Annotated in this window: 13 protein-coding genes; 8 read left to right on the forward strand and 5 right to left on the reverse strand. The window is 64.7% G+C overall.

All coding sequences use genetic code 11. The features are described from left to right. Positions 1-371: 371 nt before the first annotated feature. On the forward strand, positions 372-1,571 hold the full coding sequence (locus AB7532_RS12850) for an FAD-dependent oxidoreductase (protein WP_441235154.1): 1,200 nt from the start codon (positions 372-374) through the stop codon (positions 1,569-1,571). A 26-nt stretch (positions 1,572-1,597) separates the two neighbouring features. On the opposite strand, the gene AB7532_RS12855 is transcribed toward AB7532_RS12850, so the two are convergent. Then, a complete protein-coding gene (locus tag AB7532_RS12855) occupies positions 1,598-2,734 on the reverse strand; it encodes a GNAT family N-acetyltransferase (protein ID WP_441235155.1) in 1,137 nt (378 codons plus the stop codon). A gap of 319 nt (positions 2,735-3,053) precedes the next feature. Here AB7532_RS12855 and AB7532_RS12860 point away from each other — a divergent pair, with 319 nt between their 5' ends. From AB7532_RS12860 to AB7532_RS12870, 3 genes are all read left to right on the forward strand, one after another. Next, positions 3,054-4,139 (forward strand): AI-2E family transporter, encoded by a 1,086-nt coding sequence (locus AB7532_RS12860; RefSeq protein WP_441235156.1) that lies wholly within the window; start codon positions 3,054-3,056, stop codon positions 4,137-4,139. Between the two features lie 74 nt (positions 4,140-4,213). Continuing rightward, on the forward strand, positions 4,214-4,663 hold the full coding sequence (locus AB7532_RS12865) for a potassium channel family protein (protein ID WP_441235157.1): 450 nt from the start codon (positions 4,214-4,216) through the stop codon (positions 4,661-4,663). Positions 4,664-4,687: 24 nt separating this feature from the next. Continuing rightward, positions 4,688-5,377 carry a MarC family protein gene (locus AB7532_RS12870; RefSeq protein WP_441235158.1) on the forward strand — a complete coding sequence of 230 codons (690 nt, stop codon included), beginning with the start codon at positions 4,688-4,690 and terminating at the stop codon, positions 5,375-5,377. Positions 5,378-5,397: 20 nt separating this feature from the next. Here AB7532_RS12870 and AB7532_RS12875 read toward each other — a convergent pair whose 3' ends face one another. Further along, entirely contained in the window at positions 5,398-6,081 is a 684-nt protein-coding gene (locus tag AB7532_RS12875) for a helix-turn-helix domain-containing protein (RefSeq protein WP_441235159.1), read from the reverse strand. A gap of 290 nt (positions 6,082-6,371) precedes the next feature. Here AB7532_RS12875 and AB7532_RS12880 point away from each other — a divergent pair, with 290 nt between their 5' ends. Then, a complete protein-coding gene (locus tag AB7532_RS12880) occupies positions 6,372-6,995 on the forward strand; it encodes a response regulator transcription factor (protein WP_441235160.1) in 624 nt (207 codons plus the stop codon). A gap of 81 nt (positions 6,996-7,076) precedes the next feature. Next, entirely contained in the window at positions 7,077-7,556 is a 480-nt protein-coding gene (locus AB7532_RS12885) for a response regulator transcription factor (RefSeq protein WP_441235161.1), read from the forward strand. 6 nt (positions 7,557-7,562) lie between these two features. Here the strand turns inward: AB7532_RS12885 and AB7532_RS12890 are convergent, their stop codons facing one another. Genes AB7532_RS12890 through AB7532_RS12900 form a run of 3 tightly spaced genes read right to left on the reverse strand, consistent with a single transcriptional unit; the run spans position 7,563 to position 10,743 of the window. Beyond that, the gene (locus AB7532_RS12890) at positions 7,563-8,147 is read right to left on the reverse strand and encodes an invasion associated locus B family protein (RefSeq protein ID WP_441235162.1); all 585 of its coding nucleotides are present in this window, start codon (positions 8,145-8,147) and stop codon (positions 7,563-7,565) included. A gap of 23 nt (positions 8,148-8,170) precedes the next feature. Beyond that, positions 8,171-9,043 carry an alpha/beta hydrolase family protein gene (locus tag AB7532_RS12895; protein WP_441235163.1) on the reverse strand — a complete coding sequence of 291 codons (873 nt, stop codon included), beginning with the start codon at positions 9,041-9,043 and terminating at the stop codon, positions 8,171-8,173. A gap of 11 nt (positions 9,044-9,054) precedes the next feature. Then, positions 9,055-10,743: an aspartate:alanine exchanger family transporter gene (locus tag AB7532_RS12900; protein ID WP_441235164.1), complete on the reverse strand. Its 1,689-nt coding sequence runs from the start codon at positions 10,741-10,743 to the stop codon at positions 9,055-9,057. 133 nt (positions 10,744-10,876) lie between these two features. Between AB7532_RS12900 and AB7532_RS12905 the strand changes: the two genes are divergently transcribed. Together AB7532_RS12905 and AB7532_RS12910 are read left to right on the forward strand one after the other, a co-directional pair. After that, a complete protein-coding gene (locus AB7532_RS12905; protein ID WP_441235165.1) occupies positions 10,877-11,557 on the forward strand; it encodes a YoaK family protein in 681 nt (226 codons plus the stop codon). Then, positions 11,554-13,245: a SulP family inorganic anion transporter gene (locus AB7532_RS12910; protein WP_441235166.1), complete on the forward strand. Its 1,692-nt coding sequence runs from the start codon at positions 11,554-11,556 to the stop codon at positions 13,243-13,245. Before AB7532_RS12905 ends, AB7532_RS12910 begins: the two co-directional genes overlap by 4 nt. The last annotated feature ends 47 nt before the right edge of the window (positions 13,246-13,292 follow it).

The raw sequence follows: 13,292 nt of genomic DNA on the forward strand, positions 1-13,292 counted from the left end.
CCACCGTCCGTGGTCGACGAAGGTCGTACACCGCTGCGTCATCGTGGAACAATTGCGTTCCCGATGTGCCAGATCGGGCAGACATTGGTTCAATCGAACGCCGGCGCGATGCCGCGCCGGCAGCCAGCTGGTGGCGGCTGGTCGAGCACCGGCTGGCCCCTCAGGAGTGAGTTCGAACGTCGATCTGCCGAGAGAGCGGTATTTTGAGGCTGTTCTGAGCAAGGCGCGTGCCGGGACGGATGCGCAGCCGGGTTCATTAACCTCAATCCCCGGAAATGATCGCGTTTGGCCGGTTGATGCGACATCAGGCGAGGGAATTGCTCTTCTGGAACTGTACTTGGAACCACCGTTAACCGTGGGAGCTCGAAACCATGACGACGGATAAAACCGTGACTGCGCCGATCGCTGTGGACATTGCGATCGTCGGCGGCGGCCTTGCGGGATCGCTCGCTGCCGCCGTGCTGGCGCGGGCAGGGCATCGCGTCGCGCTCGTCGACAAGCGGGCGGTCCATCCCGACGAATTCCGGGTCGAGAAGCTCGGCGGCCAGCAGCTCGAGATGTTCCGCAAGCTGGGCTTTCTGCACGCACTCGAGAACGTCGCCTGCCGGTATGACCGGGTGCTCAATATCAGGGAAAGCAAGGTCGTCGATGTCAGCGTCGGCCAGGCTTACGGGTTTTCCTATGCCAATCTCGTCGCGATGGCGCGCAGCCAATTGCCCGATCCCTCCCATCTGATCGTCGACGACGTCATCGCAATCGGCACCAGTGACGATATCCAGCATCTCGAGCTTGCCTCCGGACGGCGCCTCGACGCGCGTCTCGTCGTTCTGGCCACAGGCATGGCCGGGGCTCTCGGCTACAAGCTCGGCATCAAGCGGCGCGTTCTGGCGGAGCGCCATTCGGTATCGTTCGGCTTCACGATCGCCCGCAAGGACAGTGCGCCCTTCGATTTCGAGGCGCTGACTTGCTATGGCGAACGCACGGCTGACGGCATCGATTATCTCAGCCTGTTTCCCGCGCCCGCGGGCATGCGGGCCAATCTCTTCATGTTCCGCGACCCGGCCGATCCGATCATGCGCGAGCTGCGCCGTGAGCCGGAAGCGACCGTCCTGCGCCTATTACCGGGTTTGCGGTCCTATCTCGGCGACTTCCACGTGACCGACAAGGTGCAGAACTGGGTGATGGACCTGACCGTGGTGGAGGGACACCTTCAGCCCGGACTGGTCCTCATCGGCGATGCGTTTCAGACCAACTGTCCCGCGGCCGGCACGGGCGTCGCCCGTCTGCTGGTGGACGTCGATCGTCTCTGCACCGAATATGCGCCGCGCTGGCTCGCAACGCCGGGCATGAGCGCGGAGAAGATCGCGCAGTTCTATTCCGATCCCGACAAGCTCGCGGCCGACCAGCGTTCGCTGAAAATGGCGCACTTCCGCCAGGCCCTGACGTCGCGCGACGATCTCGGATGGGATGTACGGCGCCGCCTGCATTTCCTGCGGCGCAGCCTCACGCACCGCGTCGATCAGATGCACCCGGGCTGGCTCGGGCGCGTTCGCGGCGCGCTGCGGGCCTGAATTCGGCGCCTTCTCTGACGCTCCGGTCAGCCCGTCGGCGTCGGCGTGCGCGCCGGCAGCAGCCTGAAATCCGAAAGACGCTTGGCTGCCAGCTTGAGCCAGGGCGCCTGCCTCAGCGCGAGCAGACTGACAGCGCCTGCGGTGCTGCCGGCCTGCGACACCATCCACATCGGTGAAGGCTGGCCACCGAACAATTTCTTGTAGGGCTCGTCGCCAATGGTGAAGTCGAGCATCTGGTCGCCGCGCTCGATGCAATCGCGCGCGACCTGCTCGAACATCAGCGAGCCCAGCGACTGGCTCTTGTACCCGGCAATGTCGAAGGCGCTCATGATGACGAGGAAGCTGCCGCGATGGCACAGCCCGAGTACGGCGGCGATCACGTTGCCATCCATCTTCATGGCATAGAGCCGGACGAACGCGCCGAGACCGCGGGCCGCGATGTCGGAATAGAAGCCGTAATATTCGGGGCGCTGGAGCAGATCTCCGTCGCCCTGGGCCTGAAACCGCGGGCCCCGATATTGCTTCATCGCGTCCATCGCCTCGGCGATCGAAGCGCTGTCGTCGCAGGCATAGAAGCTCAGCGCTCCCTTCTTCTGGAGCTGGCGCGATTTCTTGGCGAGCTCCTTCTGATAGGAGCGATCCAGCGCGCTGGTGCGCCATTGCTCGAACGGGGCGACGAGAACGGTCGCGTAGGCGTTCGTCTCCATCGATACCCGGCGCGGGGCGCCCAGCAGGCTTTCGATCGGAAGCCGCCCGTCGGGCAGCTTGGTCATGCGAAGCAGGTCGAACGGGCGAACGAGGCGCCGGATCTCCGCGCAGGCCGCTTCGTCCTCCAACAGGCTGGCGAACACCTCGGGACTGCAGACCGGCGCCAGATAGTCGGACACGCGCAGATCGGCGAACTCGATGGTGCGAAGGGGACCGCGCCGGATCCGCAGCAGGGGGAGCACCATCGCCAGCGCGCCGCTCGCGCGCCGGCGCACCACGACGACCAGCGGCGTTGCGCCTGCGTGGGAGGCAAGCTTGGCATAGAGGCTGTCGAGCCAGAGCGGGTGCTGAAACGCAGTCGCGGCGGAGCTGTTGAACAGCGCCGCGTAGTCCGGAGACAGGAAGTCGAAAGCCTCCTCGACGGTGATATCGAATGTACTGCTGGGCTTATTCATGCGTGACCACGGAAACCGGATAGTCCGGAAAAGTCGATCGTGCCGGATCTCGCGCTCTTATAGCAGGGGTGCGACAAGCGAGACACCGGCGGGTTGCAAACTGCATTAACGCGAATGAAGCAGATTTGTATCGTTACCGAAGTGTTAAATGCCGCGAATGCCCGGTCGTGGCGCGCCAGGCCGGTCTTTGCAATGATTAACGGACGCTGCGGCCGATCGGGCCCGGAGGCGATAACGCAGGCTTGATCTGGATCAAGCACGCGGTGCGAGGCCGGTCGTTAGGCTGTGCGGGCATGCCTGGAGATTGGGGCAACAGGCCGTGAAGACACTTCGCCAGCTGCTGTCCACCGACGACGTCGTCCAGCTCGTGATCCGGCTTGGACTGCTTGCGCTGCTGATCATTTGGACCTTCCTGATCATCAAGCCGTTCGTGCCGATCCTGACCTGGAGCGCGGTGCTGGCGGTGGCGTTCTACCCGGCCTTCAGCTGGTTGGCCAAATGCCTCGGCGGTCGCCCGCGGACCGCGGCCACCATCCTGACCCTGATCACGCTCGGAATCGTCATTGGACCGGCGGCCTGGCTCGGCGTCAGCGCCGTCGAGGGCATCCGGGATCTCGCGGGCCAGATCGGCACCGGCGATCTCGTGCTGCAGGCCGCGCCCGAGCAGATCAAGAGCTGGCCGCTGGTCGGCCCGCAGCTCCACGATCTCTGGAATCTGGCCTACACCAACATTCGTGCGGTTTTGCGCGAGATCACGCCGTATCTGAAACCGGTGGCCGGGATCATGCTGTCACTCGTCGGCAGCGCGGGCGTCGGCACGCTCCAGTTCCTGCTGTCGCTGCTCGTCGCCGGCTTCCTGTTTCCATACGGGCCGCAGCTCGTCGGCGCGGTCCGCGGCTTCCTGCTCCGCGTCGTGCCGGAGCAGGGCGAGCATTTTCTCGAACTTGCGGGGGCGACCATACGTGCTGTGTCGCAGGGTGTGATCGGGGTTGCGATCATCCAGGCCTTGCTGGCCGGCATCGGATTCAAGCTCGCCGCCATTCCGAGCGCGGGTCTGCTCGCGGTCGTCGTCCTGCTGCTGTCGATCGTACAGCTCGGCGGCGGCATCGTGCTCTTTCCCGTCGTCATCTGGATCTGGATGGACAAGGACGTGACGATTGCACTGCTGTTCACGATGTTCTTCGTCGTCGTCGGTCTGCTCGACAACATCCTGAAGCCGCTGGTGATGGGGCGCGGGCTGACCACGCCGACGCTTGTGATCCTTGTCGGTGTGATCGGTGGAACGCTGGCACACGGGATCATCGGTCTCTTCATCGGGCCGATCATCCTCGCGGTCGCCTGGGAACTCGCGGCCGCCTGGATCCGCACCGAACGCGCGACGGACGTGCGTCACCCCGTGATTTGAAGCCTTGTTGTCAAACGGGAGCCCTCCGAGGGGAGGGTTCGCTCCAAAAGGCAGAAAGAAGCTGGTCGGTCCTTATGCTGCTTCAGTTCCTCGTCGGCACGTTGGTCAGCGTGATCAATATCGGCATTCATGCGCTGGTGACGGTCGTCGCCGTCTGGATCGCGCGGAGCGCCGGGCTGCGAAAGACCGAGTGGCCAAGGTCTCACCTGATGGGCGTGATGATGGCGACGGCGACGGCCTTGATGGTCGCGCACTTGCTGGAGCTCTTCGTGTGGGCCTGGATGTATCATATCGTCCAGGTCGCCGCTGCCGGCAGCGATCTGCTCTATTTTGCTTTCGTCAATTACACCACGCTCGGCTATGGCGACATCACGCCGGTGCAGCAGTGGCGGCTGATCGGTCCGCTCACGGCGATGAACGGTGTGCTGTTGTTCGGCTGGTCGGCGGCCGTACTGTTCGAGGTTCTGCGCAAGACACTCGACCATCTCGCCGGGTCCAAAGCTGCCGGATTCACATGGCAATAGGTCGAAGAGGGGAGCGGGCGCAGCATGCGTGATATCGCCTCATCGGGGCTTGTTGCCGATTTCCTGTTCGGCTTCGGTGCGCTGTTCGCGATCATCAATCCCTATGGCCTCGCCTTCATCTACCTGGACAAGACGCGAGGGCTGTCCGAAGAGGAGCGCGCGAGCCTTGCGCTGCGGGTTGCCGGTTACGCCTTCATTGTCCTGCTGGTGTCGCTGTTTCTCGGCAGCCAGATCCTCAATTTCTTCGGTGTGACCATCCCGGCGCTGCGGATTGCCGGCGGCCTCGTCGTCGCGGCGACCGGCTGGTCCATGCTGCATGCACCGGCGGGTCCCGCCGGACCTCACGAAACCTCATCGTCCAATCTCGCAACCATGAAGCGGATGGCGTTCTTTCCACTCACAATTCCGCTGACGACCGGACCCGGCACGATCGCGACGGCCATTGCGATCGGGATCAGCCGGACCAGCAGCCTCGACGCGATGTTCGAATCCTCGATCGTGTCGCTTGTGGTGGCCTTCGCCGTGACTGCGGCAATCTACCACGCCTATCGGAAATCGAGCGCAATGGCGCGTCTGTTCGGCGAGGAGGGCACCAGCGTGGTGACGAAACTGTCAGCATTCCTGCTGCTGTGCATCGGCGTGCAGATCATCCTCACCGGCGTAAGCGAGGTCGCGCGATCGATATTGGACGGCGTGCCGCGCGCGGTCCAATAGCTGCCGGTCAGGATCGCCGGCTAATGTTGCAAGTCGAGGCCGGCGAGCTTCGGCCGGTCGAGCAGCACGATCTGCCGCTGGGTGTTGCCGATGAAGCCGAGGACGCCGAGCTCGTGCAGCCGCGACAAGGCGCGCGATACGGTCTCCAACGTCAGGCCGAGATAATCGGCGATATCGCGCCGCGACATCGGCAGCGCCATGACGCCTGCCGCGGTCAGCCGCTTGTCCATCTCGAGCAGGAACGCCGCAACCCGCTCCAGCGAGGTCTTGCGCCCCAGCAGCAGCATGTGGTCTTCGGCGTGCTGGAGATTGGTCGTGGTCATGCTGAGCAGGTTCCTGGCGACCATGGCGTCGCTCTCGGCCACCGTTTCCAGGCTCTGTCGCCTGACCAGACGCACGGTGGTATCGACGATCGCTTCCGTCGTGAACCGGTGCTCGTTGCCGTTTTCCAGGCCGAAGATGTCGCCGCCAAGGTGAAAGGCGCCGATCTGCCGGCGGCCGTCCGACAGCAGCTTGTAGCTTCGCACTGCACCGGATTTGACCTGGTACACGTACTCGGCGGGCTCTTTCTCGCCGTAGATCTCGGTGCCTTTTCTGTAGGAAAACTCGCTTAAACTGACGAGCGCAGTTGAAGCGCTGGTCATGCCGAGGTCTCGGAGGGAATTGGGGCGCAGCGCGGCATCCCCTGTGGTGCGAGCAAACATAGGCCAACTCCTCGGGCTCATCGCCGAATTGGTCTGTCAGACACAAAGACTTCACTGCGGGAAATGCGCCGCGCTATCCCACTCCCGCCGAAGTTGATTTTCGACCAAGGCCGTATTTCATTCCATTGTCCAAAGGGTCAATGTACCAAAGGGCGACAGGGGGCGTTCGTTGCGCCGAATGAGAAGTGTCAAATGCGAGGCGAATGCTTTGATTTCCACACCGTTTGACGACATCCTCCGGGATGAGGAAACTTTGATCTTCCTGACTTGGCTCTGACGAGAGGCAAAGGGTGCCCGGACTGGTTCATGTGGTCGATGACGACAATTCTTTCCGCACGGCGATCGAACGCCGGCTGAAGCTTGCCGGCTATGACGTTGCGACCTACGCCTCCGCGCTCGACCTGCTCGATGCCTCGCCGAATGACGATCAGCCGGGATGCATCCTGCTCGACGTGCGCATTCCGGGGCTGAGCGGGCCGGACCTGCAAACGCGTCTGATCGCGCAAGGCTCGACATTGCCGATCATCTTCCTGACGGGGCACGCGGATACGCCGACCACGGTGCGCGCGATCAAGGCCGGTGCGGAAGACTTCCTGACCAAGCCGATATCGTCCGAGCAGCTCATCGACGCGATCGAGCGCGCGATGGCGCGCCAGTACGCGGCGCGCGCGCTGCGCAGCAGGCTCGACGTGTTCCGCGCGCATCTTGCCACCCTAACGCAACGCGAGCGGCAGGTGTTCGACCTCATCGTCCGCGGCCGGATCAACAAGCAGATCGCGTATCAGCTCGGCACCACCGAGCGCACCGTGAAGGCCCATCGCCACCAGGTGATGGAGAAGATGCAGGTTCATTCGCTTGCCGAGCTCGTTTCGATCGCCGAGCGGCTCGGCATGATCGATATGAACGGCGACTAATTGGCTTGTTGTCAGATCGCACGGTTCCCTAAGTGTGACTTCCCGAAGGGACAATAGGAAATTTGCCGGCGTGGTGCTGCCGTGCAAGCGCGACGGACGTGGTGTTTGCCCGACGCGCGAGTGCAAGCCGGGGCATATGGAGTTCAGTCGCGCAGCAGCATCACCGTCGATGCCGCAGGAAAGGTCGACGCCGTGCCGATGCGCCAGTCCGTTTTCATCGTCGATGACGACCCGTCCGTCCGGACGAGCCTGTACCGGCTGCTGCGCGCGCACGGTTTCGTGGCCACGCTGTTCGAATCGGCCGGTGCCCTGTGCGATCATGGCAATTTCGACAAGGCGATCTGCATCGTGCTCGACATCAATCTCGATGGAAAATCCGGCATCGATTTGCGCCGGGAACTGGCGGCGAAGGGCGTCACCGCGCCGGTGATCTACATCACCGGCAACGACTGCGCCGCGAACCGCTCCGCCGCGATTGCATCGGGCTGCGTGGCTTACCTGACCAAGCCATTTTCCGCGCAATCCCTGATCGAGTCGGTGACGCGCGCGGCTGCTGCCTAATTCGTTCTATTCCTCGACATCCTGCACCAGCGTCTTTGTCGGTGCGCCCTTGTGGACGGTCGTGAACTGCGCCAGCGGCACCGAGGTCGTCAGCGCAAGGAGGTTCGAGTCGACGAGCTCGAGCGTCAGCGTCTTGCCGGACGACATCTCCTTGATGGTCTTCAGCGGCGCCACATCGGCGGCGATACAGAGATTGGTGACGCACCAGGCATAGGGCACCCGGAACGGGGTGCCCTGATCGACGGTCAGCTTGGGGGCCTGTTGCAGATACATGCCGACAGGCACGAACAATTGCAGCCGGGCCGTCGGAGCGTCCTCACGTTCGATCAGGTCGACGCGCACCGCGGTCTGTCCGGTCGGGAATTTGCCCGTGATCGAGGTCCGGCACAGCATGGGCGCGCCGCCGGCTTTGAAGCAAAGCTTCTGCCAGTCGCCGTAGCTGATGTCTCTGGCGTCGCGCTGGCCCCGTGTTGCGGCCTCGGCGGGCTGGTCGGCCGGCGCGGCCTTCGGCGCGGTGAAGCCCGGAGATGTTGCCGCGCCGGTGATCGTGATGACCAGGAGACCTGAGAGACAATCAAGAGGGCGAGGCATGGTCGCGTCTCCGAAAATCGAGGCTACTTTTGCGCGTCGAGGAATTTCGTCACCAGCGGCGACCAGAGCGGGATCGCGTCCGGCGAGCCGATGAAGAAATGCCCCTCGTTGCCGAACGGCGGCATCAGATGATAGTCGGCCCGGCCGCCGGCGGCGGTGAAGGCGGCATGCATGCGCTTCGACAGATCGGGGCCGAAGAACGTGTCGTTCTCGATGTAGATCCACAGCATCGGCACGCGCGAGGTGCGGCCGAAATCCGCAGTCGCCTCGACCAGCTTGTCGGGTGCGCAATTGTTGTTGGGCTTGCCGCCGACGCGGCCGCCGCGGCCGGCGGCGAAGGTGATGATCGCCTTCACCGGCGGCGGATTGACGCTCGACAGGGCGATCGAGGCCCAGCCGCCGGCGGATTGCCCGACCACGATCACGTCCTTCGGGATGATACGCTTCTCGGCCGCCATGTAGTCGATGATCCAGAGATCGACCTGCGCAACCGCGCGGCCCGCATCATGGAAGTTGGGGTTGGTGCACTTGCCGACCTTGGAGAAGAACGGGCCGAACAGCGCGCGCTCGGGAGCGTCGATCGCCTGCGCGCCATAGCCGCTGCCGACCGGGGCCACCACGAGATAGCCGCGTTTGGCGAACCATTTGGCGGCATCGCGAAATTCCACCAGCGGAAAGAAACCGCGATCCCTCGGGTTGAGCGAGACGCCGTGATTCATGATGACGAGCGGGAAGGGGCCGTCGCCCACCGGACGCACCAAATAGGCGAACATCGGCAGCGGAAGCGGCAGGGCCCAGATCTCCTCCTGGATGCGGACGTCGTCCTCGGCGCGTGCGGGCGCGGCGAGAGTGAGAAGAACGAGGAGCGCGAAAGACCGGAGAATCCAGCGATCCATGGCCACCTCCATCAACCCGAATATGTTGCGGCCACCACGATCGGACCGAGCACCGTCAGCACGACGTTGCCGACGGCGTAGGGCACGGCGACGCCGAGCACCGGCGTCTTGCTCTCGGCGACGTCGCACGCGCCGGTGACTGCAGCATCGACGGTCATGGCGCCGGCCAGCGCGCCGCATGTCACGACGGGATTCATGCGCAGCAAATAATAGGCGACTAGGGTTCCGACGACGAGCGGGACCAGCGTGACGACGATGCCCATGCCGACCAGCAGCAGGCCATGAGCCTGGACCGCCGACCAGGCCGCGAGGCCGTTGCCGAGTCCGATCGCCGCGATGAAGCCGCCGAGCCCGAGGTCGCTCAGGGTCTGCTGTGCCGCCGGCGGCAGCGCGCCCAGATTGGGGTTGCGCGAACGCAGCCAGCCGCAGACGAGGCCCGCGATCAGCGCGCCGCCGCCGCCGCCGAGCGTCAGCGCGACCGTGCCGACCTTGAAGCTTGCGAGACCAGCCAGGAGACCTGCGGCAATGCCGGCGGCGAGGAAGGCGATATCGGTCCGGTCGCCCGCGTTCAGGGCGTAGCCGATCCGCGGCGTCGCGCGCGCGATATTGCCGGTGCTGCCGACCAGCGTCATGACATCGCCCATATAGACGCGCGTCTCGGGGCCGAGCGGCACCTCCCGGCCCATCCGTGTCAGGGCGCGGAGGAAGACGCCGCGGGCATCGGTGCCGACGATCTCGGCTACGTCCCTGATCGAGCGGCCGTGCAGCTTGCGGTTCTCCACGATGATCTCGGTCACGTTGCCGGGCAGGCTGCGCAGCAACTCGTCGGCGTCGACTTCCACGCCAATGACGGGCTCTGCGGCGACGATGGCGGCGGTCGGGCCGGTCAGGACGATATCGTCGCCATCCTCGAGCACGGCGTCGCGATCGGGCGCAACGTCGGTGCCGCGGCGAACGATCCGCTCCACGACGGTGCGCTGGCCGATTTCGACTTCAACGGCCTCGACCGTTCGGCCTGCCGCGGCCGAAACGCGGTAGGCGCGCGCCTGGAATTTGCGGTAGGACAAATTGTCCGTCTTTGCGGGGACACCGCCCGCGAGCTCGGCCTCGAGCTTTTTGGCTTCCGCCCTCAGGTCGACCCCCATCAAACGCGGCGCGACGAACGGCACGAACAGCAGTGTCAGGATGTAACCGAGCACATAGGTCACGGCATAGCCGGCGGCGATATTGGCTTCCTGCTGCTTCAACACGTCGGCAGGCAGGCCGAGTTGCGCCAGCGCACCCGATGCGGTGCCGATCACGGAGGACTGCGTCAGCGCGCCGGCCGTGAGGCCCGCCGCCGTTCCGGTGTCGAGCTTGAACAGTTGGGCGAAGATCAGCACGAGAACGAGGCCGCTGGCGCCGATCACCAGCGCCAGCACGACCTGAGCCAGTGTTCGCACGCTGAGCGAGGCGAAGAACTCCGGGCCCGAGCGATAGCCGATCGTGAACACGAACAGGCTGAACAGGATGGCCCGCAGGATCGGCGGAAAGGCGAAGCTGCCAAGCTGTCCGATCAGCACCGCGACGATCAGGATGCAGGCCGTGGTGCCGATCGAGAAGCCGCGAACCTTGATCCGCCCGAGGATGGTGCCGATCGCGATCGCCAGCAGCAGGAAGATTTCCGGTGCGGTGGTGATCATCCACCTGACGGTATCCATGGTCGCAATTCCCCCGGCGCTTTGCCACGATTTGATTGGTGGCGACGGCAGATTGCTTGATCCAGATCAAGCGTCGGCATGGAGGAGCCGAGGCCTATGACGCCATGATGAGTTCGCGATCCGCATCGCCGACATGAGTACCCTGGACGTCGCAGCCGGCGCGATCCGCCGCGATGAAACCGTCGAGATCGTCCTGCTGCTCGCCTTCGCGGGCGGCTTCATCGACGCCTATACCTGGATCATCCATGGCGTGCTCGCGAACGCCCAGACCGCCAATGTGATCTTCCTCTGGGTCCATGCGATGGCCGGAAACTGGACAAAGGCATTGCACTTCGTGCCCCCGATCCTGGCCTTCACCGTTGGCATCGTGATCGCCGCCTGGTTGCGCCGTAGCGCCGGGGAGCGCGCCGGGACGCTCAGCATTTTGGTCGAGATCGTGCTTCTGATCGCGATCGGCATCTTGCACAACCGCTTGCCGGATATCGCCGGTACCCTCGGTATTTCGCTCGTCGCGGCGATGCAGACCGCGATCTTCACCAAGGTCGAGGGCGTTCTTTGCAGCACCGTGATGGTCACCGGCAACATGCGCCAGATGGTCGAGAACATCTTTGCGGTCGTCTACGGAGGCGCGCCGCTCGGGACGCTGCGCAAATCGGGCATCTTCTTCGCGCTGTGTGCGGTGTTCGGCTGCGGTGCGGCCGCCGGTGCCTACGCCACCAAGGCCATTCCCGACCTCGCGCTCGGCGTGCCCGTGATCGCGCTGCTGATTGTCCTGCTGCGCTGCGAAACGAATCCACGTGAGATGACCAGATGAATTCGCCGCCCGAAGCGACCTGGATGCGCTTCTTTCCGCCGTTCGGCTGGCTCGCGGCCTATCGGCGCGAATGGCTGCCGTCCGACGCTGTCGCCGGCATCACGCTCGCCGCCTATGCCATTCCGGTCTCGCTCGCCTATGCCGCGCTCGCAGGCCTGCCGCCGCAGATCGGCGTTTACGGCTACATGCTCGGTGGCCTCGGCTATGCCCTGCTGGGAGCGTCGCGCCAGCTCGCGATCGGCCCGACCTCGGCGATCTCGCTGATGATCGCGGCGACCGTCGGCGCGCTGGCGGGCGGCGATGCGGTGCGCTATGCGCAGATCGCAAGCCTTGCGGCGTTCGCGGTGGCGGTGCTGTGCTTCATCGCCTGGCTGTTCAAGCTCAGCGTGCTCGTCCGCCTCGTCAGCGACAGCATTCTGGTCGGCTTCAAGGCCGGCGCCGGCCTCACCATCATCATGAGCCAGTTGCCGAGCCTGCTCGGGGTTGCCGGCGGCGGCCATAATTTCTTCGACCGCGCCATCAAGCTGGCCGGACAGCTCAGTGCCATCGATCCGCTGGTGCTTGCCATCGGCGCCGTCGCGCTGCTGCTGCTCCTGCTCGGCGAACGGCTGCTGCCGGGCAGACCGGTCGGCATCACCATCGTCGCGCTTGCGATCCTGATGGCGACGGTGCTCGGCCTCCCGTCGCTCGGTGTGCCCGTTACCGGGAAGATACCGGAGGGGCTGCCGGCGCTGGAGATGCCGACTTTCGGCCTGCTGGAGTTCGACGATCTGTTTCCGCTCGCCGCCGGCTGCGTGCTGCTGGCCTATATCGAAGGCGTCTCGGCCGCCCGCAGCTTTGCCGCCAAGCACGGCTATCCGCTCGACGTCCGGCAGGAGTTTCTGGGGCTGGGTGCGGCGAACCTCGCCGCCGCGCTCGGCCATGGTTATCCCGTCGCCGGCGGGCTGTCGCAATCGGCGGTCAATGACAGTGCGGGCGCACGCACGCCGCTGGCGCTGGTGATCTGCTCGGTGGCGCTCGGACTGTGTCTCTTGTTCTTCACGGGGCTGCTCACCAATCTGCCCAAGGCTGTGCTCGCGGCCATCGTCTTCGCCGCCGTCTACAAGCTGGTCGATATCCGCGCGCTCGTGCGGATGTGGCAGGTCAGCCGGATCGATTTCTACGCGGCGTCGATCGCCCTGGTCTCCGTGCTGCTGCTCGGCATCCTCCAGGGCGTTCTGCTGGCCTCGATCGCATCGATTGTCCTGCTGCTGGCGCGGGCGTCGCGGCCGAACGTCGCGTTCCTCGGCCGATTGCCGGGCAGCGGCCGCTATTCCGACAGCGCGAGGCATGCGGACGTCGAGCCGCTGGTCGGAATCATCGCCTTCCGGCCCGAGGCCTCGCTGCTCTACATCAACGCCGAGACGATTCTGGACACGGTCCTGACCGCGCTCAGGCGATCGCCTGACATCCACCTCGTCGCCTGCGACCTTTCGGCCTCGCCCTATATCGATCTCGCCGGCGCACGCATGCTGCACGATCTCCATGACGAGCTTGCGGCACGCCGGGTCACCCTCTGCATCGTTGGCGCGCATGCGCAGCTGCGCGATCTCCTGCGCGCCGAAGGGCTTGCCGAGAAGACCGACAGCGGCCAGTGGCTGCGCTCGCTCGACAGCGTTCTTGGTTCCGAGAATGCACCCGACCGTTGACTTGGATCAATGGAGCGACCGGCGCCGAAAGCACGATCCCGCATCAC

The sequence above is a fragment of the Bradyrhizobium sp. 930_D9_N1_4 genome (assembly GCF_052076015.1).
In the GTDB taxonomy this organism is placed as follows: domain Bacteria; phylum Pseudomonadota; class Alphaproteobacteria; order Rhizobiales; family Xanthobacteraceae; genus Bradyrhizobium.

Excerpts from the sequence above, each read along its gene's own strand:
- AB7532_RS12890 (WP_441235162.1), bottom strand. The coding sequence starts at position 8,147 with ATGCCTCGCCCTCTTGATTGTCTCTCAGGTCTCCTGGTCATCACGATC.
- AB7532_RS12900 (WP_441235164.1), bottom strand. The coding sequence starts at position 10,743 with ATGGATACCGTCAGGTGGATGATCACCACCGCACCGGAAATCTTCCTG.
- AB7532_RS12895 (WP_441235163.1), bottom strand. The coding sequence starts at position 9,043 with ATGGATCGCTGGATTCTCCGGTCTTTCGCGCTCCTCGTTCTTCTCACT.
- AB7532_RS12905 (WP_441235165.1), top strand. The coding sequence starts at position 10,877 with ATGAGTACCCTGGACGTCGCAGCCGGCGCGATCCGCCGCGATGAAACC.
- AB7532_RS12910 (WP_441235166.1), top strand. The coding sequence starts at position 11,554 with ATGAATTCGCCGCCCGAAGCGACCTGGATGCGCTTCTTTCCGCCGTTC.
- AB7532_RS12875 (WP_441235159.1), bottom strand. The coding sequence starts at position 6,081 with ATGTTTGCTCGCACCACAGGGGATGCCGCGCTGCGCCCCAATTCCCTC.
- AB7532_RS12855 (WP_441235155.1), bottom strand. The coding sequence starts at position 2,734 with ATGAATAAGCCCAGCAGTACATTCGATATCACCGTCGAGGAGGCTTTC.
- AB7532_RS12870 (WP_441235158.1), top strand. The coding sequence starts at position 4,688 with ATGCGTGATATCGCCTCATCGGGGCTTGTTGCCGATTTCCTGTTCGGC.
- AB7532_RS12850 (WP_441235154.1), top strand. The coding sequence starts at position 372 with ATGACGACGGATAAAACCGTGACTGCGCCGATCGCTGTGGACATTGCG.
- AB7532_RS12865 (WP_441235157.1), top strand. The coding sequence starts at position 4,214 with ATGCTGCTTCAGTTCCTCGTCGGCACGTTGGTCAGCGTGATCAATATC.